Source organism: Nocardia sp. NPDC057272, from assembly GCF_042668615.1.
GTDB lineage: Bacteria > Actinomycetota > Actinomycetes > Mycobacteriales > Mycobacteriaceae > Nocardia.
Genome location: NZ_JBHUYK010000002.1, coordinates 397,477 through 423,412, shown reverse-complemented (window position 1 = coordinate 423,412; position 25,936 = coordinate 397,477). Strand labels below are relative to the sequence as shown.

Genomic DNA, 25,936 nt, shown 5'->3' with positions numbered 1-25,936 from the left:
GGATTTCCTTGCTGTGTAGCGGGATTCGTCAGAGTCATGATGCGGTCGCCGCCGCTTGTTCGAGCAATCGAGCCAGTCGTGCGGCCACCTCGGCGACGTGCGGGGATTGGATCAACGTCAGATGGTCACCTGGTACCTCGACGACCTCGAGGTGTCCTGCCGCGTAGGCATCCCAGCCGTTGGTCGGGTCACGGTGCAGGGTGCCCGCCCGGTCATGGGCGGGACGAAGCACCTGCGGCAATGGCAGCGCGGCGCGCAACAAGGTGATGTCGCCATCGTAGGCCTGCGGCCGGTAGGCGTCGATCGCGCGCCACCCCGCCACGAACACCTCGAACAACCGCCGGACCAGCGCACGGGATCCGGTCGGCGGCAGCACGCCCGCTTCGACGGCAGTGGCGAGGATGAAGTCGAAGACGGCGTCGTCGGTGTCGAGCTCCTGCGGGATCTCGATCACCGCGGTGTCGGCGCCGCGCGCCAGCCACAGCAGTTCCCACAGGAAGAACTCGTAGAGCGCGTGTTCGGGCACCGGCATGCCGTCACCGTGGCGCACCGTCATGGTGTCGATCAGGGCCAAGGTGCCCACCTCGTGATCGGCTTCGGCCAGCTGGCGCGCCATTTCGAAGGCGACCATCCCACCCAGCGACCAGCCGCCCAAATGGTAGGGCCCCGCCGGTTGGACGCGGCGCAGCGCGGCGATGTAGTTGCCCGCCATCTCCGCGATGGACTCGGCCGGGGTGCTGCCCGTCTCGAGGCCCGCGGCCTGCAGGCCGTACAACGGCAGCCCCTCGGGTAGGTGTTTGCTCAATTCGATGTAGCACAGCACATTTCCGCCGATCGGGTGCACGAGGAACAGCGGTGTCCCGGTACCCGGTCGCAGCAGCACCAGCGGATCGAAACCCGACTCGGCACGTTCGTCGAGCTGCGCGGCCAGGGCGGCGACTGTGGGGCCGGTGGCCAGGGTGGAGACCGGCAGCGACACCCCGTAGCGCTGTTCGATGGACACGATCAGGCGCATCGCGGTCAGGGAAGTACCGCCGAGAGCGAAGAAGTCGTCGTACACGCCGATTTCGGGCAGGCCGAGTGCTTCGGCCATCAGTGCCGCCAGCCCTGATTCCGCGGGCGTGCGTGGGCGAACCCGGGCCGCGGAGGTGGCGGCGGGCAGTGCCATGGCGGCCAGGACGGCGTCGGCCCGCTTGCCGCTCGGGGTCAGCGGCATGGCGTCGAGCCAGACCAGCCGACTGGGAATCATGTAGTCCGGCAACCATTCCCGCAGTGCGGCGCTGATCTCCGGCTCGTCGACATCGGCACGGGAGCCGACCAGGAACGCCACCAGGGCGGTGTGGGCGCTGGAGGCCGCTGCGGCGGTGGTGTGCGCCACCACGGCGACTTCGCTGACGCCGGGCAATTCCGCGGTGACACGGTGCAGTGCCAGCTCGACTTCCATCGGTTCCACCCGGTGACCACGGATCTTGACCTGTCCACCGCGGCGGCCGTCACTGATCACCTCACCGCCGGGCAGTCGGCGTCCGATATCGCCGGTCCGGTACAGCCGACGCGGCGGTGCGAACGGGTGCGGAACGAAGGCGGCCTCGGTGAGATCGGGCCGGTGCTCGTAGCCGTCGGCGAGCGCGGCGCCGCCGAGGTAGATCTCGCCGGGCACGTGGTCGGCGACCGGGCGCAGCCGGTCGTCGAGGACGAGGATCTCCACGCCGTCGATGGCGGTGCCGATCGGTGGCAGCGCCGGGAACAGCGTCGGGTCGCCGGTCATCGTGTATCGGGTGGCGACATGGGTTTCGGTGGGACCGTACTGGTTCTCCAGCAGCACGTCGGTACCTGCCGCGCACAGCGCCCGGATCTCGTCGGTGACGCGGAGTTGCTCGCCGGAGGAGATGATCACCCGCAGCCCGGCCGGTGCCGTGCCGAGCCGGATCGCGGCCTCGGCCAGTTGCTGCAAGGCCACATAGGGCAGGAAGATCCGTTCGGCGCCGGTGCTCGTGAGCACGCGGGCAAGGGCGGGTAGATCGCGGCGCTGCTCCTCGCTCAGCAAGATCAGGCGACCCCCGCCGCACAGCGTCGAATAGATCTCCTGGAATGACACATCGAACGACAAGGGGGCGAATTGTGTGGTCGCCGGGGCTCGTTCGACACCGGGGAGTACCCCGCTGGTGGCCGAGAGCTGCCAGCGGATCAGGTTGGCCAGCGCGCGATGCGGCATGGCCACACCCTTCGGCGTCCCGGTGGAACCCGACGTGAACAACACGTACGCGGTGGCCTCGAGATCGCTCGCCGGCAGTTCGGCGGTGATTCCGGGTGCGAGCAGTTCGTCGAGGGTGAGTCGCGAATACCGGGGTGGTACCAGAGTCTCGTGGCCGGCGCCGGTGATCACCGCGAACGGCTGTGCCTGGTCCAGCATCGCGTGCAGGCGCGAGGTCGGATAGCTGACATCGAGCGGCACGCAGGCCGCGCCCGCCTTGGCGATTCCCAGAACTGTCGCGATCTGCTCGGGTGATCGGTCCACGGCCACCGCGATGCGGTCGCCCTGGCGTGCCCCGCGCGCCACCAGTGTTGCCGCGACCCGGTTGGACAGGGTGAGCAGCTCCGCGTATGTCATTGCCCGACTGCCGTATTCGACGGCAACCGCATCGGGTGTGCGGGCCGCGCGGGCATCGAAGAGGTCGATCACCGTGCCAGCGGCCGGCGCGGCAGCCAGCGTCTCCGGGGAGGGCGCCAGCGAGCCGAAGTCCACTGTGGCCGAGGGATCGCCGGTGAGCAGGTCGAGGACCCGCAGGTAGGTTTCACCGATGCCGATCAGCTGGTCGCGGGTGTAGGTCGCGGGGTCGCCGTCGACGCGCAGTGCCAGCGTTCCGTCGAGAGGGTTGCGGATCGCGTTGACCAGCAGCGCGAAGTTGGTGTCCTCGCGAATGTCGATGCCGAGCAGAGTCACATCCAGCGCGTCCATGGCCGCGCCCGCGGCATGGAAGTGCACATAGTTGAACGCGGTGTCGAGGACCACGCCTACTTCGCGCTGGATGTCGGTGAGCGGGAACCGCTTGTGCTGTGCGCTGTTGCGCTCCCGCTCGAAGACACCGGTGAGCACCTCACGCCCGCTGCGGCCGCTGAAGTTCAACCGCAGTGGCATCGTGTTCAGGAACAGTCCGGCCATGCGCTCGGCATCGATGCGCTCGGGCCGCCCGTGGGTGACGACGCCGGTGGTCACATCCGTGCGACCGGACAACAGGCCGACGGTGCACAGGTGTGCGGCCAGCAGGACCGCCTTGACCGGGATATGCGCGGCGGCGGCCACCTCGTCGGCACGTGCCAGCAACTCGGCGCCGACCGGAACCGGCACCGAAACACGCGCCTGCGGCGGACCCGCGGCCGGTGTCGCGTCCACGGGAACATGGGGGCGCAGCCCGGGAACGCGGATCGTCTCCGCACCGTCCAACTCCCTCGCCCAGTAGTCCCGATCGGCCGGATCATCGAGCGAATCACGCTCGGCACGAACATATTCGGCGAAGGACGGAAGCTCGGTGGGGAACTCGCCCGCGCCCCGATAGTCCGCCAGCAGCTCCGAGATCAGCGTCGCCACACTCCAGCCGTCGAGAATGGCGTGGTGGAACGACAGCACCAGCTCGATCCGGTCGGCGAGCCGGAACACCGTGAGATCGAACAGGCCCGGCTGCTCGAAGGCATACCGGCGCAGGCGTCGTCGCTCGATATGGTCACGAACCAAAGCCTCGGCCTCGTCGGCTTCGGTCGCGCGCAGATCGACGATCGTCAACGGGGGATCGAGGTGGGCGTGCACGAGTTGCAGCGGCTCGGAATAGCCGGCGAGCTCGAAGGAGGTGCGCAGCATCGGGTGCCGGGCGATCGATCGCGACGTCGCGGCGCGCAGCGCGGCCTCGTCCCACGGCATCCGCAGCGAATACCGGAAAACATCGTGGTAAAGCGATGATTCGGCACGTTCGCGGCTGTGGAACAGCATACCCAGCTGCAACCTGGTCAACGGGTACGCGTCCACCACATGCCGCAGGCGGGCCCGGTCGATCCCGGCCACGAGCTCGAACGGGGCGAGGGCGACCGCGGCGACGGCACCGGTGCCCGCCCGCTCGGCCAGTTCGGCGATGGTGGGGCATTCGGCGATGTCACGAGCACTGATCACCAGCCCCCTGGCCTCGGCCCTGGCTCGCACGCGCAGCAGCAGAATCGAGTCGCCACCGAGGTCGTAGAAATTGTCGAACACCGACACCGACTCGCGGTCGAGCACCTCGCGCCAGATGAGCGCCAACTGTTCCTCGACCGGTGTGCGCGGTGCGGTGTGCTCGACGGTCGAGTTCTCGGCGGTGATCGCCGCGAGCGCGGCGCGGTCGGCCTTGCCGCTCGGGGTGAGCGGGATCGCGTCGACGCGAACGAACAGCGACGGAATCATGAACTCCGGCAATGTCTTCGACAAGGCAGCACGCAGTGCGGCGGGCTCCGGTGCGGATGCCGCCACGCAGTAGGCGGCCAGATAGGTGGCGCGATCGGGTGCGGCCCGGTCGATGACCGTGGCGGCGGTGATGCCGGGCAGCGCGGCCAGCGCGTTCTCGACCTCGCCCAGCTCGACCCGGTTGCCCCGGATCTTCACCTGCCGGTCGATGCGTCCCAGGTACTCCAGTTCACCGTCGGCGAGGCGGCGAGCCAGATCGCCGGTGCGATACATCCGCTCGCCCGGATGGAACGGGTCGGCGACGAATTTCTCCGCCGTCAGTTCCGGGCGATCGCGGTAGCCGCGTGCCAGACCAGCTCCGGCGATGCACAATTCGCCCGCGACGCCGACCGGTTGGGGCTGGTCGGACGGGCCGAGTACGTACAGGCGGGTGTTGTCGATCGGTCGGCCGATCGGCACCCGGGTCACCGTCTGGGCCGGATCGACCGGGCAGTCGTAATAGGACACGTCCACCGTGGCCTCGGTCGGGCCGTACAGGTTGACCAGACGTGGCGCGCGGGCACCGAGCCCGGCGAAAGTCTGATTCCACCGGTTGACCTGATGGGGGAGCAGCGCCTCGCCACTGCAGAACACCGTCCGCAGACCGGCGGCGTTGTCCACCGCGGTCGGGTCGGACTCGAGCAGATCCAGGAAGGGCGTCAGCATCGACGGCACGAAATGCATGACCGTGACACCGAAGTCGGCGACGGCGGCGAGCAGTTCACGCGGATCCTTCTCACCGCCCGGCCGCAGCAGTGCCACCTGGGCACCCTCGAGCGCCCACCAGAACAGCTCCCACACCGACACGTCGAACGAGGACGGCGTCTTCTGCAGGATCACATCGGTGGGGGCCAGCGGATACTGGCGCTGCATCCAGCCGATCCGGTTGAGCACCGAATGATGCTCGACCACCACACCTTTGGGGCGACCGGTGGAACCGGATGTGTAGATCACGTAGGCCGGGTCGGTGCCGGTCGGGACCGGAGTCCGCGCTGGGGTGTCTGTCGACCAGTTCTCCGGCGACAGCGCGAGCCCGCCGGATATCTCGGTGTCGGTCAGCACCACCTTGGCGGCACTGTCGGCCAGCAGGTAGGCGATTCGGTCGGCAGGATAGCCGGGGTCGATCGGGACATAGGCGGCTCCGGCGTGCAGAGCGCCCAGGATCGCGACGAGCATGTCCGGACCGCGTTCGAGCAGCACCGCGACCAGATCGCCCGCCTCTACCCCGGAATCGCGGAGCACGCCGGACAGTGCGGCGGCACGGTCGGTGAGCTCGCGGTAGGTGATCGAGTCGCCGGTCGCGGTGTGGACCGCGACCGCGTCCGGTGTGCGCTCGGCCTGAGCCATGATGCGGGCGATGACGGTGGTCTGGTCCTCGTAGGGACGTGCTGTCGCGCGAGCGCGGTCGACCAGCAGGTCGTGCTCGGCCGCCGACAACATCGGCAGCAGTGACGGTTCGGTGTCGACGGCGTCGATCCCGGCGTGCAGCAACGCGATCAGGTGATCGGCGACGGACTCGATCGGGTAGTCGGCATCGAAGATGTCGGCGGCGTGATCGAGGCGGATCAGCAGTGGCCCGTCGTCGTCGATCTCGGAGATCGTCCAGGCCATCGCCAGCGGGCTGTACCCCTGGGAGGGTTGCTGTACCTCCTCGAGTCCGTCGATCAAGCCGGCGGCCGAGGGCAGGCGCGGGTAGGCGACCGTCACGTCGAACAGCTGTCTCGCCGGGTTGCCGAGGCGGCGCAGCTCACCCATGAGATCGCCGAGCGGATAACGCTCGTGCTGCTTCATCCGGCGCACATCGGCTTTCACCGCCGACACCAATTCGCGCACGGTGCGCGGGCCCGCCGTCCGGATGGACAGGGGAAGCGTGTTGGCGAAGTGGCCGATGGTGGCCTGCTCGGTGGGATTGGCACGATTGCCGAACGGAATGCCGATGGTGACCTCGTCGGCGCGCAGGACCCGCGACAGGTAGAGGCCGAGCATCGCACAGAAATACGGGTACAGCGACAGCCCCGATTCGCGAATCCGGTTGACCAGCAAGCGATCCAGCGTGAACTCGTATGCTGTGACCGGTGCCAGTCCCTCGGTGGCGCGGGGCCGGTCGAACAGCGCGGGGGTGGTGGTCAGCGCGGAGACCAGAGCGTCGCGGTCGAGGAGGTACTGATCGCTCGCCCGGTAATCACGCTCGAACGGCAGGCACCCCAGAAACGAGGACCCCGGCAGCTCGATCGGATTTCCCGCCGCCGTCGTGGCGTAGTCGGTGAGGATCTGCGCGCCGATATGGAACAGCCCGGTCGCGTCGGCGGCGACGTGGTGGGTGGTCAAGACCAGGTAGGAGGATTCCGCGCCGGCGCGGATGATGTGCGCCCGGAAGGGCACCGCCCCGGTGAGGTCGATCGCCGAACCGGTGAGCACCTCGATCCGGCGCTGCGCCTCGGCATGCGGATCGGGGGCAGCGCCGACATCGATGACCTGGACCTCCGGCATCGGATCGGACGAGAGCTCCTGGTAGGGAACACCGTCGAGGACGCGGTACCGCAACCGCAGACCGTCGTTGCGCGCCCAGGTCCGCTCGATCGCGGCGACCATCACGTCGACGTCGACGGCGAGGGAGAAGCGGCCGACCACAGTGGACAGGTAGCTGGGCAGACCGGGAAAATGTTCCACGATCGTCCAGATGTCGCGCTGATAGGCAGTCAGTGGATGGCGCATGGAAACGGACATGGATATACCCCTGAGGTGAAGAGCTGAAATGTGCTCGATCGCGCGGCGCTGCAGCGATCCGAATTCCGTCCGGTGGCGGTCTTCGCCCGGCTGATCGGGCGATTCACGAGTGGTCCGTGCGCCCAAACGGCGCTCGTTTCACTGTGTCATTCGGGCTGGTCGATAGCCAATGTTGTTGTGCGGTAACGGAAGTCACTTATCGCGGAAATCGACCGGTGAAACGCCGGATTGTCCGGATATTTGGTCCTGCGAGACGAATACGGAGCCGAAGAATTGCACCCGGAGCCAAACCGCCGCGCAGGGGATCGGTCAGTCCTCACGCACGGCGATGTGACGGTGGACTCTTCGCAGGAACCGCGGTGCCCACCAGTTCGCGGCGCCCAGCAGGCGCATGAAGGCGGGTACCAACACGCCCCGGACAACGGTCGCGTCCATCAGTACCGCCAGCGTCAAGCCCACGCCCATCAGCTTGGTGAACGCGACCTGTGAAAAGGCAAGCCCCACACAGACAATCGCCATCAGCGCGGCGGCCGCGGTGACGATGCGGCCGGTGCGCTCCAGCCCGTACGCGACCGCGTCGGCCGTCACACCGCGCGTCCGGTACTCCTCGGTGATCCGTGACAGCAGGAACACCTCGTAGTCCATCGACAACCCGAAGGCCAAGCAGAAGACGAGCACCGGCACGGGCGCGGCCAGATAGCCGATCTCGGTGAAATCACCGACCAGCCATTTCAGGTGCCCGTCCTGGAAGATGTAGACCATCGCGCCGAAGGTCGCCGACAAGCTCAATGTGTTGAGCAGCACCGCCTTCAACGGGATCACCACGCTGCCGGTGAACGCGAACAGCAACACCAGCATCGCGACCACGATGAGTGCGATGACCACGGGCAGGCGCCCTGCCAATCCGGATTTGGTATCGGTGTTCTCGGCCGTGGCGCCGCCGACCAGCAGCGGCGCGGGCGAGTCGGTCCGCCGGATGTCATCGAGCAGGGTTTCGGCGGCCTGCGAATACGGGTCGATATCGGGGATCACTGTCAGTGTGCGCCCTCGGGCCCGGGCTGGCTACGAACCAGGCGCACATGCGAGAGATGCTGTATGCGCTGTGTCAGCTCGGCCAGTTCGGTCGTGCTGATCTGCCCGTCGACGACCACATCGAACCGTCCCGCCGAGGTGGCCGGGAATTCGGCGCGGAGCACGTCACCGACGTGACGGCTCTCCACCGTCACCGGCAATGCTCGATCGTCGGTCAGACCCAATCGCAGCCCCGCGAACGGGACGCCGAGCAAGACCACCACCAGCAACGCCGCACCACCGAACACCCAGGGGCGCGCGGTGACTCGCCGCGCGGTGCGATACCAGAAGCCGTTCTCGGGCAGCATGGGTGCGGGGGCGGCTCGCCCGCGCAGCCGGCGGAGGCCGCGACGCAGGTCGAGTGAGTCGATGCGGTGCCCGAACAACATGAGCAGAGCAGGCAGCAACGTCACGGTGGCGAGCGCGGCCAAGAGCGTCACCGACAGGCAGGCCGCGGCCAGGGAACGCAGGAACGGCATCGGGAACAGCAGCATCGCCAGCATCGCGATGACGATCGTGGCGGCGGAGAACAGCACTGTGCGCCCGGCGGTCAGCACGGTCACCCGCACCGCGGTCGGTACGTCGCGGCCGCCGTGGCGTTCTTCTCTGAATCGGCTGACCAGGAACAGGCTGTAGTCGATGCCGAGACCGAGTCCGAGCATCGTGGTCAGATTCAGCGCATAGCTGGAAACCTGGGTGACCTCGGTGAGCAGGCGGAGGATTCCGAACGTGCCGATGATCGACACCACGCCGAGTACCAGCGGCAGCCCCGCGGCGACCAGACTGCCGAAGATCAGCACCAACAGCACCAGCAGGATCGGAATCGTCACCGCCTCACTGACTTTCATGTCATGCGACAGTTGTTCGGTGACATCGTGATAGCTCACCGCGGCGCCACCCAACCGCAGGTGGAGCTCGCCGTAGTCTCGATCCCGGTAGCTGTCGATCAGCCGGGACACCACGGTGTCCACCACGATCTCGTCACCGGGAATATCCACGGCGACCAGCGCCTTGCCGCGATCGGTAGTGCGGAGGAATTCCGGTGATCCGCTGGACCAGTACGAGTTCACCGAACGCACACCGGACACCGCGGCGAGCTCGGTGGTCAGCCGTAGACCGGTGGCGGCGACCGCGGGTGTGTCGACGTTTCCTGCTGCGGTCGGAACATCGACCAGCACAATGACATTCGGTGTCCCGGTGGTGTACTTGTCCGCCAAGACCCGAGCGGCGCGCGCGGATTCGGCATCCGCGTTCCAGAACCCGCCGCCGGACAATCGCTGCTGCAGCGAAGCGCCACCCGCACCTGCGAGAACGAGTAACAACGCGATCACCGCGATCACGGTCTTCGGTCGACCAACAGCCATCCGCGCGAGTACTCGCACCGTCCCTCATCTCATCGCGGGCACCGCACGTGCACTCCGGCGCCGTCTTCATCGCGACGGCCATCACCACCGCCGCGGCTCGGGCATGGAGGGGGCGGCGCCGGTGCCATCCCGCGACCCGGGTCGAAGCAAGTATCGATGCGGCGAACAGCCACTGTCACTGCATCCTCCGGAGAATTTCCGCCGCAGAACTTGTCGCGGCGACAGGATTCTGCGCTGGAGTCGACCGGACCGGTCCGCCGCTGTCAGTCGAGCACGTGCGAGCGGATGTCGGCTGCCCACTGCACATATTCGACGTTCGTGCCGTCCGGGTGGCGCGCGTACACCACCCGACCTGTCGCCGAGACAATCGGACCGCTGGTGATTTCGCCGCCGATGTCGGTGACGAACTGCCTCGCCGCGTCGAGGTCGTCCACGATCACCGGTCCGACGGTGTCGCGGTATGCGCTGACCGCGTCGTGCGGCCCGGCAATGACAAGGAAGTCCCCGACCGCTGCGATATCGGCTTGTTCGAAGCGGAAGCGCAGATCCGCCGCGGTTCCGACGAGCTTTTCGTAGACGGGAAGCGCTTGCTCGAGGTCGGTGACAAAGAGTCGGGCGTAGGTCTTGAGGATCTTCACCGCCACGACGGTACGGTCGATGTTTGTCGTGGGTAAGTACGCACTTCGAGGTGAGAGGCTCTACATGGCTGTCGTCAGTGAATCCGTGCGGCAAGCGCAGGCGGCCGCTGTCGCTCGCCGAATCTTCGCGACGCTGTCGACGAAGTGGGCATTGACGGTCATCGAAGCGATCGGAACTCGTGAGCGACGTTTCGCCGAGCTGCATCGGTCGGTCGAAGGCATCAGCTACAAGATGCTCACCCAGACCCTGCGTGGGTTGGAAGCCGACGGAATCGTCGCCCGCTACGACCACCACTCCGCCAGCCCCCGCGTCGACTATTCGCTCACCGCGGCCGGGATCGACCTGCTCACGACCGTGCACGAACTGTGTGGTTGGTCGCGCACGCACCTGGAATCACTGCTCGCCGCGCATCCCACCGCGGACCCTCGCTGACCGGTCACTGTGCACCAGGGAGCCCGGGCTGCGCGGGCGCCCTCGGCGTGATCACGCCGCCGAAGTAGCGGGTGCGAGATCTTAGGATGGCGCGTGGGCCCGCGATGGTGGGTGCGATCGAGATCGATGAGGAGCCGGTTGTGTCGGACACGTTTGTCGTTGCTGCTCGAATTCCCATGGAGCGACAGGCATTCGAGCAGTGGTTGAAGACACCGGCGCCGGGGCCGGAGACTATCGAGAATCACGGCGCGATGTATGACGGGCGGTTCTGGGACGGCAAGACACCGGATTGGCGGCAGGCCGAGGAGGGGATCACGCCTCGGGAGTACTTCGCCGACTGCTTCGGGGAGGACACCGGTGGGCTGACCTACGTGCTGAGGTATCGGGCGGGAGCGCTCGAGGCGTATTTGATGCACTTCGGATTCTGCGAGTCGAACATCTATACCGCGCTGGTGATGCTCGCCGCGGCGGGGCGCTCGAGCTCCGAGGTCACACCGAGCGCGGTGTTGTTCTGGGCCGAAACCAGCGGATCGATGTTCGCGGCGGATTCGGGTGGGTGGCTGGCGACGCTGTTGGTGGGTCCCGACCGGGCGCGGTTCGCCGCCGATTTCGATCTCACGGCGACGATCGCGGAGTTGCGGCCGGCTGAAGCGAGCTACTTCGATCTACTCGTCCGGTTGGCCGAGGTGGAGGAATCGGTTGGCGGCGAGGGTGAGTCGAGTTTCGCCGCGATCGCTCGTGATCCACGGTATGTGGATGCTGCGGTGCTCGCCGAGATCTGAGCGGGAAACGGTGTTGGACCCGGACGTTCGACTATGCCCGGGTCACCCGTCGCAGCCGGCGAACGCCCAGCACGACAAACAGTCTTGCTTTATGCAGACGCTGCGTCATATGCGGCGATAACGTCTGCGGAGATCCGTCCGCGAGTCGATACCGTGTGGCCGTTGCTGCCGGCCCATGCACGAATGGCGGTGAGATCGTTGCGTCGAATCGGTGTGCTCGCAGGGGTTTTCGCGGAGAGTCGACCGGTGGAAGTCTTGGTGCGGCCGATTCGGCGGGCGTAGGGAAGCCACTGGTCGAACGTTTCGCGCAGTTTGGTGGCGTTGGTCTCGGACAGGTCGATTTCGTAGGCGACTCCGTCGATTCCGAAAGTGACGGTCTCGTCGGCTTCGGATGTGCCGTCGAAGTCGTCGATAAGGCTGACAATGATTTTGCGCGCCATGGGAATCCTTCTCATTCGGGTGCGGAGGTGTCCACGGATCGTAGTAGCCGAATGCGGGTCGAGCGCGCCTAGTGCCAGCGCACAGGCAGCAGAAGGGCGCAAAGCGCAGAGTCGATGGTCACGTGTCCTTCGCGACCAGCAGCGAGCCTGTCGCGTGGACGATCTCGAGGTGTCGAATCGTCGGCTCGCCGGGACGGACGCCCGCGAAAGCGGCATCGACCGCGGGGTGGATGCGTTCGTCGAAGGCGCGAGCGCAATGCGCCTCGGACTCCCACACGTCGATATAGCGCAGTCCGCCGTCGTCGCGACGCACGCACAGGTGTAGCAGCGAGCCGTCGAGTGGTTCCGGACCCAGTCCTTCGATGATCCGGTTGTAGAGCTCCTCACCGATAGGGACATCTTGAATGTAGGCGTAGACCATGGCCGGATCCCTTCTGAATTCACCCGAATCAGTATCGGATGAATATTGGTAGAATAGGCGCCGATGAACGAGAACGTCAAGGCAGACAAGCGTCGATACCACGCCCCTCGGCGCGCCGCGCAGGCCGCGGATACGCGTCACGCGATCCTCGCGGCGGCGCGAGCGCTGTTCGTGGAGCGGGGCTACGCCGCCACCACGGTGGCCGAGATCGCCACGCACGCAGGCGTCTCCGTCGACACGGTCTACGCATCGATCGGACGTAAGCCGGTACTGCTCCGAGAACTGGTCGAGACAGCGCTCTCCGGGACCGATCATGCGATTCCGGCTCGGCAGCGCGAGTACGTTCGTGCGATCCGAGAGGCGAACGCAGCCGAGGACAAGATCGCGATCTATGCCGACGCGCTGGTCGCCATTCAGCAACGCCTCGCGCCGATCTTCCTGGCGCTGCGCGAGGCAGCGACGACCGACGCGTCGTGCGCGCGTATATGGGCTGAGATCAGCGAGCGCCGCGCCGTCAATATGCGTGAGTTCGCAGCAGACCTGCGCAGTACGGGGCAGCTGCGCGACGATCTGTCCGACGACGAGGTTGCCGACGTGATCTGGAGTATGAACGCCACCGAATACTGGGTACTGCTCGTAGGCGAACGCCATTGGACGGCAGAGCGTTTCCGTGACTGGCTGGCCGACGCCTGGATCCGGCTGCTCCTGCGCGATCGGCATAACGCGCGGTAGTGCGGCAAAGGAAAGCACCCTTGTCACCGGTCCGAACCTGCGTGTTCCGGGCCGGTAGCGTGCTGTGGTCGCTATCGTGCAGGGCGTAGGCAAGGCTCGAACGGGAGTGAGTGCCGTGAACCAAATGACCAGGTCGCACGATCCGGAACTGCTGACGCTGCCGACATTCGGCAGCTTTTTGCGGTGGTTGCGTGACGATCGCCGAATGTCACGCGAGCGACTGGCCGTCTCGGCAGGAGTCAGCGCCAGCTATGTCACCCACCTGGAGTGGGGCGACCGGGATCATCCAGCGCGTGCGGTCGTCGAATCCTTGGTCGACTGCCTGGGCCGAGCCCGGGCGTTGACGATGACCGAGCGACGGCACCTGTTCGACCTGGCAGGACTGCCGATCACGTCGACCCCCACGGTCGAGCAACTGCGCGCCCGAATCAGCGACGACGCGCTGCGCATACTCGATGCGCAGCGCGGCGGAGTGGCCGGATATTTCGACGCCCGCGGCAATATCCTGGCGCTCAACAATGCCGCGCAGTCGATATTGCCCGGGCTGCGCGTCGGCGAGAACGGGCTGCATTGGTTGTTCGGGAACGAGATCGCCCGGCAGGTCTTCGTCGACTGGGACACTGTCGCACAGGCGACGGTGAGCGGATTACGTGGCCGAATAGGCACCTTCGGCCACGCCGACTGGCCAGAGCAGCTTCTCGACGAGCTCGGTGCCTACCCGGAGTTCTGTTCGATATGGAACGCCGGAGAAGTGACGTTCACCTCGGAGCTGCCGCCGATCCAACTCCGCGAATCAGGGGCGGGACGACCGGTCAGTCTCACTGTGCAGGTGTTCGATGTCGACGTCGTGGATTATCCGGGCTGGTTGCGCGCCTTTGTGGGGATTCGCCGCGACCTTCCGATGGCGCGGGTATCGATCGTATAGAGGACCGATCTTCGGCGACCATCGTCGCGGCCCGATGCTCCGGTAGTCGACCTCGACGCGCGGCGCATCCTCAGGATTGTGCACTGTCGAGTGGTTGTACCGGACGGGGCTACCACGTGTGACCTGTGTTCAACTCACATATCGGTGTCGATTGCCCGAATTCCGCGTTGTGGCATCACCGGGTCGTATAGTTCACACCACTGAACGAATCCCGGACCAGTCCTCGTGTCGGACTGATTGCGCGACAGAGCTGCGCCGGGCTCGGCAGTGAATTCTGTGCGCCGGTGGATCGTTGGTCGAATCACAGGGGAACAAATGAATTCCAGATCCGATGCCGTGATGCCGACCGGTCGGAGATTCTATTTCGGTGGAGCCGTGGGAGCGTTGGTATTGGTGTGGTTGTCGCTGGCGCCGTCCCTGCTGCCCAGAGGTCCGTTGTTCCAGGGAATCGTCACCGGTGCCGCCGCTGCCTTCGGATACGGACTCGGCATCGCGGTCGCCGCCCTGATGCGGTGGATGTTGCAACGACAGCGTGGGCCCGCGCCATCGGTGGCGCGGTGGGGGTTGGGCCTCGTGGCCTGCCTCGGGTCGGTCGCGGTGCTGGCCTGGTATGCCGATTGGCAAAGCGATCTGCGTTCGCTCATGGGGGTGAGCGGACTTGCCTGGCACGCCTATCCGATCATCGTGGTGATCGCCGCAGTCGTGTTCGGGGTATTGATCGCGATAGCGCGGCTGTGCTGGTCGCTGTCGCGATGGGTCGGTGGGCTCTTGGCACGGGTGATGCCGCCGCGCGTCGCGGCGGTGCTCGGCGGTGTGGTGGTGGCCGCGGTGGCTGTCGCCGCGGTCAACGGCGTGGTCGCGGACGTGGCGATGTCGATGCTCAACCAGACGTTCAAGGCCGTGAACGACGAGAGCTCGCCCGATACCGAGGAGCCCGTTCTCGCGGAGCGTTCCGGTGGTCCCGGCTCGCTGGTGAGCTGGGACTCGCTGGGCAGGCAGGGGCGAATCTTCGTGTCCAACGGTCCCACCGCGAGCGAACTGGCCGCATTCAGCGGAAAGCCCGCGCGCGAGCCGATTCGCGTCTACACCGGCCTCGATTCCGCGGAGACCATCAGAGCCGAAGCAGATCTCGCGGTTGCCGAGTTGCGTCGGGCCGGTGGATTCGAACGAGCGGTCCTCGGGGTCGCGACCACCACCGGAACAGGGTGGATCAACGAGTCGACTACCTCGGCGTTGGAGTATCTGGCCAACGGTGACAGTGCGTTGGTGAGTATGCAGTACTCCTACCTGCCGAGTTGGCTCTCCTTTGTCGTCGACCAGGAACGCGCTCGACAGGCCGGTCAAGCGCTGTTCGAGGCGGTGCACACCGAGTGGGACCTCTTATCGGTCGATCGCCGGCCGAAGCTGGTGGTTTTCGGGGAGAGCCTCGGGTCCTTCGGTGGTGAGGCGGCGTTCTCCGGCATCCAGGACATGGCGGCCCGTACCGACGGCGTCCTGTTCGTCGGTCCCACCGCCACCAATCCGGTGTGGCGCGATGCCACCGCACGACGAGACCCGGGTTCCCCGCAGTGGCTGCCGATCTACCGGGACGGGCACACTGTGCGATTCGTCGCTGACACACCGGATCTCGCCCGCCCCGACGCCGTGTGGATCGCACCCAAGGTCGTCTATCTCCAGCACGCCTCGGACCCGATCACCTGGTGGACCCCGCGACTGCTGTTCCAGAAACCTGACTGGCTCACCGAGGAACGCGGTCGCGATGTCCTGCCTAGCACCCGCTGGATCCCGGTGGTGACGTTTCTGCAGGTGTCGGCGGACATGGCAGTCGCGGTCGATGTGCCAGACGGGCACGGCCACACCTTCCAGGCCGACATCGCCGATGCCTGGGCCGCGATCCTGTCACCGGCCGACTGGACCGTCGCCGACACCGAGCGTTTACGAGAGATCCTGCGTGGCGCCGAGTGACCGCCACCCCGTCGAAAGGAGGACTCCGATGAACGACGCCGCCGGTAAGCGGTCCCTGCTGAGTCGCGTGTCACCAACCCAATGGGTCGCCATCGGGTTGAGCATCTTCGCCGTCGTGTTTTGGATCGCCGCAGTTCTCACCACCCGGCGCGCCCGCAGATAAGTGCCCGGCTGGTCGCCGGTGCGGCGGACTCGGCTATCGAACCGAGTCCGCGGCGTCTGCGATGGTGTCGGCGACGGCGATCGGCTGGGAGACCAACGAGGCATGCGAGGAGCTGATCTCGCGAGTGGTGGCCCCGGCACGCCCAGCCATGAATCGTTGCGCGGCTGCGGGGATGACACGGTCCTCACCCGAGATCAGGTACCAGTTGGGTGTGCTCGCCCACGAGGGTGCGCCGGAGGGTTCCAGATTGGCGTTCAATGCCGCCGAGTGCTGATGGGCGTACATGTTCGCGGCGGTCTCGGCGCTGACGTCCTGGGCGAAGATATCGCGGAAGTACGGTTCCTCGATGTAGCCGTCGACATTCTTGCCCGCGATCCCGGTGGCGTCGTCCACGACCCGTACCTGCAGTGCGGGTGGGAACAGTCGGCTGCCGGGGAACCGGATCGGGTCGATCAGGCCCAGCACGAACTCACCCTGTGCCGGGGCGAATGCCGCGATATAGACGTTGGCTTTGACCTTGGAGTCGTGGGTGTTGGTGATGACCGACCCGCCGTAGGAGTGCCCGACGAGCACAACCGGGCCATCGATGGAGTCGAGCACGCCCTGCAGCGCCTGCGCGTCGTTGCGGGGCCCGCGCAGCGGGTTGTCCACTGTGACAACACGATAGCCGCGTCCGCGCAGCTCGGCGGCGACTCCATCCCAGCTGGTGGCGTCGGCGAAGGCGCCGTGCACCAGAACCAGGGTGGGTTCGCCGGGATCGGCGGTCGCGAGTGCGGGGACGAACGGGCCGAGCGCGACAATCGTGGCTGCCACGACGCTCAGCATCCGGCGTCGGCGCGGATTCGGAACGTTGGTCGACGAGGACATGATCAGTTCACCCTTACTTTCGCTGAAATGGGGTCCAGCCTTCGTAGTTCACCGCCACCGTGATGCGCGGGTGCGGCACCCGGATGACCCTGGTGGCATCGCGGGCGCCCATCGTGTATTTCACCGGTCCGGTGAGACCGAACCGGACCGCACTCAGATGCAGCAGCGCGACGTCGATGACGAGTCGGCGGGCCACTTGCTCGAGTCCCGAAAATACACTGAGTGACCCGACATCCGGACCGCGACATGCGATCGCGCCTGTCGGATGTCGTTTTCTACAATTTCGGCGTGACGCTCACCCTCGCCGACCTCGTCGGCTATACCGATCGTGGCCTCGATGCCGATCTCGCCCACTGGTTCGGTGACGGCGAACCTGTCGTCGTCTCCGCCGGAACTCGTTCGGTGGAACCGTTTCTCGAACGACTGCCTCCGGTCGGCGCCGCCGCACTCGCGGCCTTCGACCGCCGGGTTCGTTCCGGTCGGCTGCCGCAGTTCCTCGACATCTTCGACTGGTCCTACGCTTTCGACTTCGCCGGCAACGGCTGCGGGATTCTCGATGCCGACTACACGACCGAACTGACCGACGAGGACGTGTTCTCCCTCGGGGCCGACGGCGGCGGCAACCTCTACGTCGTGCTCACCACCGGTCAGGTCGCGGTGTGGTTTCACGAGGAAGAGGTCCTCGAGGGCGGGACCCGCTTCGACAACCTCGACGTCTTCCTCTGGTCGTATGTGCGCTACCGCGCGGTGCGTGCGGGCAAGCTCGCACTGTCGGAGGTCGAGGCCGACTTCGCCGCGCTCGGCCAGGACGGCGCGCTCGCCGAGGACCTCGGGTTGCTGAGTCTGATGGAACCCATGCGCTGAGCACGCGGGCGATCCCGGGCCGGCTGTCGTGACAGATGTCATGTCGCATCCATGAGGGTGTCATCGGAAAAGGTGTTGGCGCGCACTGGTTTCCGGCGTTCGCGGCGACGAACGTTGGAGCTGTTCCTCGCACAACACCTTTTCGCGCAACCGCTTGGAGAGCACGATGATTCAGCCCGAATCCCACCGCGACGTCGACGAGTCCGCCGCCTCGCGGGTATCGACGGCCGACCCTACGCAGCGGCTGGTCGACCAACTCGGCGGCACCACAGGAATGATCTACACGGCGATACCGATCATCGCGTTCGTCGTGGCGAATGCGCTGGTGGCACTACCGATTGCCATCGGGTCCGCTGTCGCCGTCGCGGTGGCGATCATGGGAGGTCGGATCCTTCGCGGTGAGCCGGCCGTCCAGGCGAGCGGCGGGCTCGTCGGAGTCGTCGTCGCCGGTGGTGTCGCCGCGTGGACCGGGTCGGCAGGCGGATTCTTCCTGGTCGGCATCTGGGCCAGTCTGGCCGGCGCCGTTGTCGCACTCGCCTCGCTGCTGGCACGCCGACCACTGACCGGGGTGCTGTGGAACATGCTGCACGGCAACGAGTTCGCCTGGCGGCAGGACCGCCCGTCACTGCGCGGGCACGATATCGCCACCCTCGCCCTCGCCGCGGTGTTCACGGCACGCTACTTCGTCCAGGACTGGCTCTACGACATCGATGCCGCCGGTTGGCTGGCCACCACCAAGATCGTCATGGGAACCCCGCTGCTGGCGCTGGCGCTAGTGGTCGTCGTCTGGGCGTTTCGTCGCTCGACCCAGCGACTGCTCGAGTGAGCGACGCGACTCCTCGTGCAGGATCGCGAGAAGTTCTTCCTCCAGTGCGACGAATTCGGGGGCGGTGATCATGGACAACCCGCGCGGACGCGGCAGATCGATGCGCAGTTCGCGGCGCACGGTGGCCGGACGCGCCGACAGCACGATCACCCGGTCCGACAGGTACACCGCCTCACGGACATCGTGGGTGATCATCAGGACCATCCACCGGTAGCGCTGCCAGACCTCTTGCAACCACGCCTGCATCTCGGTGCGAGTCAGTGAGTCGAGTGCGCCGAAGGGTTCGTCGAGCAACAGCAACTCGCGCTCCTGGACGACGGTGCGCAGCAGTGCGGCCCGCTGCCGCATCCCGCCCGACAGCTGGGACGGGCGGGCATCCTCGAAACCGGACAGGCCGAATACCGGGAACAGTTCGCGAGCGCGGCGTCTGGCCTCTGATTTCGGGACACCCTGCACGCGCAAACCGAGGATGGTGTTGTCGAGGATGGTTCGCCACGGGAACAGCAGGTCTTTCTGCGGCATGTAGGCGCAGTGCGACGCGGTGTCCTCGCCGTCGGCCGCACGGAAGCCGACGTTGCCGGAGTCGGGGGATTCGAGTCCGGCCAGCGTGTTGAACACCGTGCTCTTGCCGCAGCCGCTGGGGCCGATGACCGTGACGAACTCGCCCGATCGGACCGTGAACGACACCCCGCCCAACACCTCGAGACCAGGGCTGCCACGACCGGGCTGGGGGAACGACTTGGTGATTTGGTCGACGACGATCCGGTCGCCTGCTGCGTCAGTCACGCCGGCTCCTGTTCTCCGCGCGCGCCCACGGCGCGACGAGGCGCTCGACCGCGAACGTCGTCAGGTAGAGCGCGATACTCAGCAACGCGGTCACCAAGACCGCCGCCAGTACCAGATCGGTGCGGAACGAATTCTTCTGCAGGCTCATGTAGATGCCGAGACCGACACTGGCGCCGACATATTCGGCGAACACCGCACCGACGACCGCGTAGGTGATCGCGATCCGCAACGAGGTGAAGAATCGCGGCAGCGCGGAGGGCAGCCGCACATACCGGAACTCCTGCACGCGAGAGGCGCCCATACTGCGTAGCAGCGCGCCCGCGTCACGGTCTGCCGCGGCGAACCCTTCGATCAGGCCGATGGCCATCGGGAAGAAGGTGACCAGTGCGACCACCAGGATCTTCGGCAGGAGACCGAACCCGAACCAGATGATCATCAACGGTGCGATCGCGACGATCGGCACGGTCTGCGACGCCACGAACAACGGCACCAGCGCGCGTCGCAGCCAGGGCGAGAAGTCGACGACCACCGCCAGTATCCATGCCGCGCTGAGCGAGACCGCGAAACCGATCAGCGTCACCTGCAAGGTGGCGGCCGCGTGGGTAGCGATCTCGTCGCGATGCGCCCAGCCCTGCTCGACCACACGCACCGGCGAGGGCAGTACCTGCGGACGCACACCGCTGGTGATGACATAGATCTGCCACACGGCCACGAGGACCGCCACCGTGACGATCGATGGCACCGCCCACCGGATCCCTGTCCAGCGACCGGCCCGGTCGCTGGACAGGGCTTGCGCGTCTACGGACCGGTCACGGGTTGGCAAGGTAGTCATCGGTGAAATACGTCGACCAGTCGGGCTCGGTGGTCAGTGGTTTACCGTCGGGCCCGTTGAGCAGGCCGCTGCGGTACAGGAATCGGGAATTCGCTGACCACTGCTCCACGGTCTGGGTACCGACTCGGCCGTTCGGGTCTTTCATGAACTGGTCGGCCAGCATTCGCTGACTGTCGAAGACCAGCTTCTCGTCGTTGAACGCGCCCGGGTTGGCGTCGATGAGGTCCTGGGCAGCGGCGTCCGGGTTGTCGGCGGCGAACTGGTAGCCGCGTTGCAGGGCCTGGACGAACTTCTTCGCGCGGTTGGGGTTCTCGGCGAGCCAGCCTTCGTTGGCGTCGATCACGATGGCGTAGGAGTCGGGGAATCCGAAATCGGTGTAGCGGAAGTACTTCATCGGAGTGCCGTGGTGTTCGGCCTCGATGCCCTCCCACGCCAGATACGAGACGGTGAAGTCCGCTTTCCCGGAGTAGACGGCCTCGTACGCCGACGATCCCAGCATGACGGAGGTGAATTCGCCGGTGCCGCCGTCGTTGCGGATGACCTGCGCGAGTGACTCCTTCTCACCCGGGTCACCGAAACCGGCGTAGGTCTTGCCGTCCAGATTCTTCGGGCTCGCGAGGTCGGCACGGTCGGCGCGCACACCGATCCCGGTCGCCCAGTGCTGCAGGGGCGCGAGCACCGACTGGATGCGCGCACCCGAGGCGCGGGCGAACGTCGACGAATTGTGGGTACTGATCCCGAATTCGGCGTTCCCGGCGTCGACCACCGTGTCGACCGAGGTGTTGTTGTAGGGCAGCACCTGCACATCCAGGCCGGCGTCGGCGAAGTAGCCGCGCTGCAATGCGACATACAGTCCGGAGTGATTGGTGTTGGGCGTCCAGTCCAGCGCGAAGCGGATGGTCTGATCGGAGCCGCCGCCCGAACCGCAGGCGGTGACCAGCGACAGGGTCGCGACGGTGGTTGCCATGACCGCGAGTGCGCGGCGCAGCCGCCCGCTCATGCGGCAGGCCAGGGCTGCGGGTGCAGGGCGGTGTCCCAGAACATCAGCTCATAGCGCACGGCGAGGATGAATGCCTTCTCCATCGCCGCCCGCTCACGCTCGGTCGCCGACTCGGCAGCGGCGTCGACCAGCGATCGCGCCGTGGCCGCGGCCTGCTGGAACTCTTCCGCGCCGTAGGTGGTGACCCACTGCGCGTACGGGTGGGCGGCGTCGGCGGCGATCACCTTCGCGGCACTCTCGGCCAGGCCGCGTCCCACGTCGGCATAGATCCAGAAACAGGGCAGCGCGGCCGCCGCCGCGACCGCGTAGGACTCGGTCGCCGCGGCCGCGATCAAGTAGGAGACATAGGCCAGGCAGGTCTGGGAATGCTCCGGCTCGCCCTGCCGCGGGGGCAGGGCTCCGCCGGTGAGCATCTGGTCGTGCATGGCCGACTCGACAGCGGCGGCGTTCGCGGACGAGGTCGCCCAGAAAGCGGCGGTCTGCGGGTCCGGCGACTTGGCGGCGAGAATCGCCAGCGCCTTCGAGTACCCGGTCAGATACAGCGAATCCTGTTCGATGTAGGTCCGGAACACCTCGAGCGGCAAGGTGCCCTCGCCGAGGTGCCGCAGGAATTCCAGCTCATCGATCGCGCTCCGCAGGACCTTGGTGCGGTCCCAGAGGTGATCGGTGAACAGGCCGGTATTTGTGGTGTGGGCGTGCAACACCGTGACATCCCTTCGTCAGCATTACCTGAACAGGTTCAGCGGGTCTGTTCTCAGCCTCGCGGTCGCGAGACACCCCGTGTCAGAACTCGACCGACACTAGCAGCGACCGCCGACACGCGGGCCGGGCCCGGTTCGCCGTGTAGCCCGGTCACGGTGGTAGGTGTTCGGCGGCGAACCGGCACCCAGTAACTTGCCTGCCAAGGAGTTCGTCTTCCGCACCCATCGAATCGCCGAACGAAGAGAGCTGATCAATGTCGACCTCTACCGCGCGTGCGCACATCGGTGTCACCGGCCTGGCAGTGATGGGCAGCAACATCGCCCGCAACTTCGCCAAGCACGGCTACACCGTCGCGCTGCACAACCGCTCCGTGGCCAAGACCGACGCGCTGCTCGCCGAACACGGCGGTGACGGCGACTTCGTCCGCACCGAGACCGTGGAGGAGTTCGTCGCGGCGCTCGAGAAGCCGCGACGGGTGCTGATCATGGTCAAGGCGGGCGAGGCCACCGACACCGTCATCGAGGAGCTGGCTGCCGTGATGGAGCCGGGCGACATCATCATCGACGGCGGCAACGCCCTCTACACCGATACGATTCGCCGCGAGGCCGCCATGGCCGAACGTGGCCTCAACTTCGTCGGGGCAGGCATCTCGGGTGGTGAGGAAGGCGCGCTCAACGGTCCCGCGATCATGCCGGGCGGGCCCAAGGAATCCTACGAATCGCTCGGCCCGCTGCTCGAGTCGATCGCGGCGCAGGTCGACGGCACGCCGTGCTGTACCCACATCGGCCCCGACGGTTCCGGACACTTCGTCAAGATGGTGCACAACGGCATCGAATACGCCGATATGCAGCTGATCGGTGAGGCTTACCACCTGTTCCGTGACGCGCTCGGTTTCGACGCCGGGCAGATCGCGGACGTGTTCACACAGTGGAATTCCGGGGACCTGGAGAGCTACCTGGTCGAGATCACCGCGCAGGTGCTCGCGCAGGTCGACGCGAAGACCGGCAAGCCGCTGGTCGACGTGATCGTCGACGCCGCCGAGCAGAAGGGCACCGGCCGCTGGACGGTCAAGTCCGCGCTCGATCTCGGTGTGCCGGTGACCGGCATCGCGGAGGCGGTCTTCGCCAGGGCGCTGTCGGGTTCGCGTGCCCAGCGCAAAGCCGCGGTGGGTCTCGCCTCGGGCACGCTCGCCGACAAGCCCACCGATGTCGAGCAGTTCACCGAGGACATCCGGCAGGCGCTGTACGCGTCCAAGGTCGTCGCCTACGCACAGGGCTTCGACCAGATCGCCGCGGGCAGCGCCGAGTACGGCTGGGATCTGCACCCCGGCGATCTGGCGACGATCTGGCGCGGCGGCTGCATCATCCGGGCCCGGTTCCTGAACCGGATCAAGGAAGCCTACGAGCAGGACCCCGCCCTGCCGAGCCTGATCCTCGCGCCGTACTTCCGCGAGGCCATCGAGACCGCGATCGACAGCTGGCGGCGCGTGGTGTCCACCGCCACCCTGCTCGGTATCCCGGTCCCGGCGTTCGCGTCCTCGCTGTCGTACTACGACGCACTGCGCGCAGAGCGTCTGCCCGCCGCGCTGACCCAGGGCCAGCGTGACTTCTTCGGCGCACATACCTACGAGCGCATCGACGCCGACGGCAAGTTCCACACTCTGTGGAGTGGTGACCGCAGCGAGGTCGTCGCGGACTGAGCTCTGGCTGCCGGTGTGGTGAATCTCGGGGTCGGCCAAGGGAACCGAGGATTGACCCGCTGATGGTTTGTCGCTGATGATGGTCGTGGGACCAGGGCGGCAACCCGCCCCGCGTCACTGATACGTCCCGGATCGGGACGCAGGACGCGGGACGGGTGTCGACCCGAATTCCGCAGTCTGCGACGAAACCACGTCATTCCCGAAGTTCGCCGAGGAGCGTCATGAATACGACCGATCCTGCTGTGCGCAAGGACAATCCGCGACCGACCGGTGTGCTCACGGACAGCGGTGGCCTCGGTTGCCGGCGATCGGTTCGCTCATGACCGACGTGAGCATCAGCCTGGGGGATGTCACCTTGTGCGGCACCGTGACCGGCGCGGGCCCGACGGTGCTCCTGCTCCACGCGGGAGGCGAGCATCGCGGCGTGTGGGCACCGGTCGCGTCGCAGATCGCCGCGGCCGGATTCCGGACGGTCGCCTTCGATCTGCGTGGACACGGCGACAGCACCGGCGAGGCGAGAGTCCTCAGGGCGGTTGCCGATGACGTGGCCGAAATGGTGCGGCGCGAGCCGGCACCGCTCGTTGTGGTGGGCGCCTCCGTCGGCGGGCTCGCTGCCGTCGCCGCCCTCGGCGAACCGGATATTGCGCGTCGTGTGGCCGGTCTGATCCTTGTCGATGTGGTGCCGAATTCCGATCCGGATCGGGTACGCGCCTGGCTCGGTGAGATAGGTCTTCACGATCAACGCACGGAACTGGTGGAAGACAGCCTCGCGGCGGGGCCTGCGCTGCATGCGACGGCCGTCGGATCCGAGGTGCCGATGCTGCTCGTGCGCGGCGGACGGTCGCCGCTCACCGACGCCGAAGTGGATCGGTTCCTCGCCGATCGTCGTGTCACGGTTACCTGTGTGCCGGATGCCGGACATCTCGTCGCCCGGGAGGCTCCCGACGAGCTCGCGCGCATCGTCTCGGAGCACGCCGGCACCTGGCTCGCTACCGCCCACGCTGTTCAGAGCGCATTCGACCTACAGCGGGTTCTCGGTGCCGAAGAGATCGAACACCCCGGAGGAACTCTGCACGCTCACCTGCGCCGGGTCCATGCCCTCGTGGTCGAATGGAACGCCACGCCGCGAACCCGTCTGGCCGCGATCTGCCACGCGTCCTATGGCACGGACGGATTCGCTGTCGAGCTCCTGCCGACGACCGATCGGCCGCGGCTCGCGAACGTGATCGGGCACGACGCCGAGGATCTGGTCTATCTCTACGGCAAGTGCGACCGCGAACGGACATACCGCGACCTCGGGCGAGAGCCGCTGTCGGTGATCGACCGCTTCACCGGCACTTCCACGCTGGTCCAGGGCGCTGAACTGCATGATTTCGCGGTGCTGACGATCGCCAACGAGCTCGATGTCGCACGCCACGCGCACTTGCCGCCATCCGCGCGGACCGGGATCCAGAGCCTTGTCCTCGCGCTGGCGAATTACGCGCCCGACGAGGCGGCACGAGCACTCGCGGACGAGGCGCTCGCCTGAACGTGTGGCCGCATCACGAACCGCCGGGTTCGGATGCGGTCAGGGCCGGTCGGTAAGCGGCCAGGAAAAGATCTATCGCTGCGTCGGGCGTGTTCGCCGATGCTGCTGTGGCATCGAGCATTCGGGCGTTCAGCGGTGCGCCCACGACCAGCCAGGTGAGCTGTTCGGCTGCGGCCTGGGGGTCGGGGATCGCGAGCATGTCGCGTGCGTCGAGCACCTGCAGTGTGGTGGCGAGAGCGCCGATATTGCGGACCCAGCTCTGGTGCAGATATGTTGCCCCGACGTCGGGCAGACGGGCCGCCTCGGCGGTGACCAGCCGGCGCATCTCCACCACGGTCGGCGAGAGGACGCCGGCCAGCAGGGTTCGTGCCCAGACGAGTAAGCCCTCGCGGACATTTTCGGCGATCTCGAGTTCGGACAGGGCGGGGCGCATCGCATCACGCCCGGCGGTGGTCCAGTGCTCCACGACCGCGGCGAACAAGCCCTCTTTCGACGGATGTTCGCGATACAGCGATGTTTTGGAGATCCCGGCGCGTGCGGCGATCTCGTCCATCGTCGACCCCGCGAACCCGCGCTCGAGAAACACCTCGCGGGCGACGGTGAGTAATTCGGCGCCGGACTTCCCGGGTGGTCGGCCGCGGCGTCGAGCAGAAGAGGTCATGCTCCCCATATTAGTACTTGACAGTACTTATTCATCCTCCTA

22 protein-coding genes and 1 riboswitch are annotated in these 25,936 nt (G+C 66.7%); of the genes, 9 read left to right on the top strand and 13 right to left on the bottom strand.

Annotation, left to right across the window (positions count from 1 at the left end; all coding sequences use genetic code 11):
• Positions 1 to 34 precede the first annotated feature (34 nt).
• The 4 genes from ACFULV_RS05020 to ACFULV_RS05005 form a co-directional block, all read right to left on the bottom strand.
• Entirely contained in the window at positions 35 to 7,195 is a 7,161-nt protein-coding gene (locus ACFULV_RS05020) for an amino acid adenylation domain-containing protein (protein ID WP_378653283.1), read from the bottom strand.
• A 309-nt stretch (positions 7,196 to 7,504) separates the two neighbouring features.
• Complete coding sequence (locus ACFULV_RS05015; RefSeq protein WP_378653280.1) at positions 7,505 to 8,227, bottom strand: MMPL family transporter; 723 nt, start codon at positions 8,225 to 8,227, stop codon at positions 7,505 to 7,507.
• A 2-nt stretch (positions 8,228 to 8,229) separates the two neighbouring features.
• Positions 8,230 to 9,630: an MMPL family transporter gene (locus ACFULV_RS05010; RefSeq protein ID WP_378653277.1), complete on the bottom strand. Its 1,401-nt coding sequence runs from the start codon at positions 9,628 to 9,630 to the stop codon at positions 8,230 to 8,232.
• 263 nt (positions 9,631 to 9,893) lie between these two features.
• Positions 9,894 to 10,268: a VOC family protein gene (locus tag ACFULV_RS05005; protein ID WP_378653275.1), complete on the bottom strand. Its 375-nt coding sequence runs from the start codon at positions 10,266 to 10,268 to the stop codon at positions 9,894 to 9,896.
• A gap of 64 nt (positions 10,269 to 10,332) precedes the next feature.
• Here ACFULV_RS05005 and ACFULV_RS05000 point away from each other — a divergent pair, with 64 nt between their 5' ends.
• Both ACFULV_RS05000 and ACFULV_RS04995 read left to right on the top strand, forming a co-directional pair.
• Positions 10,333 to 10,701, top strand: a complete 369-nt coding sequence (locus ACFULV_RS05000; RefSeq protein WP_378653272.1) for a winged helix-turn-helix transcriptional regulator — start codon at positions 10,333 to 10,335, stop codon at positions 10,699 to 10,701.
• A 140-nt stretch (positions 10,702 to 10,841) separates the two neighbouring features.
• On the top strand, positions 10,842 to 11,483 hold the full coding sequence (locus ACFULV_RS04995; RefSeq protein ID WP_378653270.1) for a hypothetical protein: 642 nt from the start codon (positions 10,842 to 10,844) through the stop codon (positions 11,481 to 11,483).
• A gap of 89 nt (positions 11,484 to 11,572) precedes the next feature.
• Here ACFULV_RS04995 and ACFULV_RS04990 read toward each other — a convergent pair whose 3' ends face one another.
• Positions 11,573 to 11,923 carry an Lsr2 family protein gene (locus ACFULV_RS04990; RefSeq protein WP_378653267.1) on the bottom strand — a complete coding sequence of 117 codons (351 nt, stop codon included), beginning with the start codon at positions 11,921 to 11,923 and terminating at the stop codon, positions 11,573 to 11,575.
• A 118-nt stretch (positions 11,924 to 12,041) separates the two neighbouring features.
• Positions 12,042 to 12,344: a hypothetical protein gene (locus ACFULV_RS04985; protein ID WP_378653265.1), complete on the bottom strand. Its 303-nt coding sequence runs from the start codon at positions 12,342 to 12,344 to the stop codon at positions 12,042 to 12,044.
• Positions 12,345 to 12,407: 63 nt separating this feature from the next.
• On the opposite strand from ACFULV_RS04985, the gene ACFULV_RS04980 reads away from it, so the two are divergent.
• The 3 genes from ACFULV_RS04980 (at position 12,408) to ACFULV_RS04970 (ending at position 15,966) form a co-directional block, all read left to right on the top strand.
• The gene (locus ACFULV_RS04980) at positions 12,408 to 13,076 is read left to right on the top strand and encodes a TetR/AcrR family transcriptional regulator (protein ID WP_378653262.1); all 669 of its coding nucleotides are present in this window, start codon (positions 12,408 to 12,410) and stop codon (positions 13,074 to 13,076) included.
• A gap of 124 nt (positions 13,077 to 13,200) precedes the next feature.
• Positions 13,201 to 14,001, top strand: a complete 801-nt coding sequence (locus ACFULV_RS04975; RefSeq protein WP_378653260.1) for a helix-turn-helix domain-containing protein — start codon at positions 13,201 to 13,203, stop codon at positions 13,999 to 14,001.
• A gap of 375 nt (positions 14,002 to 14,376) precedes the next feature.
• Entirely contained in the window at positions 14,377 to 15,966 is a 1,590-nt protein-coding gene (locus ACFULV_RS04970) for an alpha/beta hydrolase (RefSeq protein ID WP_378653257.1), read from the top strand.
• A 196-nt stretch (positions 15,967 to 16,162) separates the two neighbouring features.
• Here ACFULV_RS04970 and ACFULV_RS04965 read toward each other — a convergent pair whose 3' ends face one another.
• Both ACFULV_RS04965 and ACFULV_RS04960 read right to left on the bottom strand, forming a co-directional pair.
• A complete protein-coding gene (locus ACFULV_RS04965) occupies positions 16,163 to 16,996 on the bottom strand; it encodes an alpha/beta fold hydrolase (RefSeq protein ID WP_378653255.1) in 834 nt (277 codons plus the stop codon).
• 13 nt (positions 16,997 to 17,009) lie between these two features.
• Positions 17,010 to 17,192 carry a hypothetical protein gene (locus tag ACFULV_RS04960; RefSeq protein WP_378653252.1) on the bottom strand — a complete coding sequence of 61 codons (183 nt, stop codon included), beginning with the start codon at positions 17,190 to 17,192 and terminating at the stop codon, positions 17,010 to 17,012.
• 92 nt (positions 17,193 to 17,284) lie between these two features.
• On the opposite strand from ACFULV_RS04960, the gene ACFULV_RS04955 reads away from it, so the two are divergent.
• Both ACFULV_RS04955 and ACFULV_RS04950 read left to right on the top strand, forming a co-directional pair.
• On the top strand, positions 17,285 to 17,860 hold the full coding sequence (locus ACFULV_RS04955; protein WP_378653250.1) for a hypothetical protein: 576 nt from the start codon (positions 17,285 to 17,287) through the stop codon (positions 17,858 to 17,860).
• Between the two features lie 166 nt (positions 17,861 to 18,026).
• Positions 18,027 to 18,686 (top strand): DUF3159 domain-containing protein, encoded by a 660-nt coding sequence (locus ACFULV_RS04950; RefSeq protein WP_378653247.1) that lies wholly within the window; start codon positions 18,027 to 18,029, stop codon positions 18,684 to 18,686.
• On the opposite strand, the gene ACFULV_RS04945 is transcribed toward ACFULV_RS04950, so the two are convergent.
• The 4 genes from ACFULV_RS04945 to ACFULV_RS04930 form a co-directional block, all read right to left on the bottom strand.
• Positions 18,633 to 19,472, bottom strand: coding sequence for an ABC transporter ATP-binding protein (locus ACFULV_RS04945; protein WP_378653245.1), 840 nt, complete (start codon positions 19,470 to 19,472; stop codon positions 18,633 to 18,635). The two genes, ACFULV_RS04950 and ACFULV_RS04945, sit on opposite strands and share 54 nt — an antisense overlap.
• A complete protein-coding gene (locus ACFULV_RS04940) occupies positions 19,465 to 20,304 on the bottom strand; it encodes an ABC transporter permease (protein ID WP_378628501.1) in 840 nt (279 codons plus the stop codon). The genes ACFULV_RS04945 and ACFULV_RS04940 overlap by 8 nt, the downstream gene beginning before the upstream one ends.
• Complete coding sequence (locus tag ACFULV_RS04935; protein WP_378653242.1) at positions 20,282 to 21,304, bottom strand: ABC transporter substrate-binding protein; 1,023 nt, start codon at positions 21,302 to 21,304, stop codon at positions 20,282 to 20,284. The genes ACFULV_RS04940 and ACFULV_RS04935 overlap by 23 nt, the downstream gene beginning before the upstream one ends.
• Positions 21,301 to 22,008: a TenA family protein gene (locus tag ACFULV_RS04930; RefSeq protein WP_378628505.1), complete on the bottom strand. Its 708-nt coding sequence runs from the start codon at positions 22,006 to 22,008 to the stop codon at positions 21,301 to 21,303. The genes ACFULV_RS04935 and ACFULV_RS04930 overlap by 4 nt, the downstream gene beginning before the upstream one ends.
• Positions 21,999 to 22,095, bottom strand: a riboswitch (TPP riboswitch). Its footprint overlaps the gene before it by 10 nt.
• A 164-nt stretch (positions 22,096 to 22,259) precedes the next feature.
• On the opposite strand from ACFULV_RS04930, the gene gndA reads away from it, so the two are divergent.
• Both gndA and ACFULV_RS04920 read left to right on the top strand, forming a co-directional pair.
• Entirely contained in the window at positions 22,260 to 23,705 is a 1,446-nt protein-coding gene (gene gndA / locus ACFULV_RS04925) for an NADP-dependent phosphogluconate dehydrogenase (RefSeq protein ID WP_378653240.1), read from the top strand.
• 319 nt (positions 23,706 to 24,024) lie between these two features.
• Positions 24,025 to 25,233, top strand: a complete 1,209-nt coding sequence (locus ACFULV_RS04920) for an alpha/beta fold hydrolase (protein WP_378653237.1) — start codon at positions 24,025 to 24,027, stop codon at positions 25,231 to 25,233.
• A 13-nt stretch (positions 25,234 to 25,246) separates the two neighbouring features.
• On the opposite strand, the gene ACFULV_RS04915 is transcribed toward ACFULV_RS04920, so the two are convergent.
• On the bottom strand, positions 25,247 to 25,894 hold the full coding sequence (locus ACFULV_RS04915) for a TetR/AcrR family transcriptional regulator (RefSeq protein ID WP_378653235.1): 648 nt from the start codon (positions 25,892 to 25,894) through the stop codon (positions 25,247 to 25,249).
• Between the last annotated feature and the right edge of the window lie 42 nt (positions 25,895 to 25,936).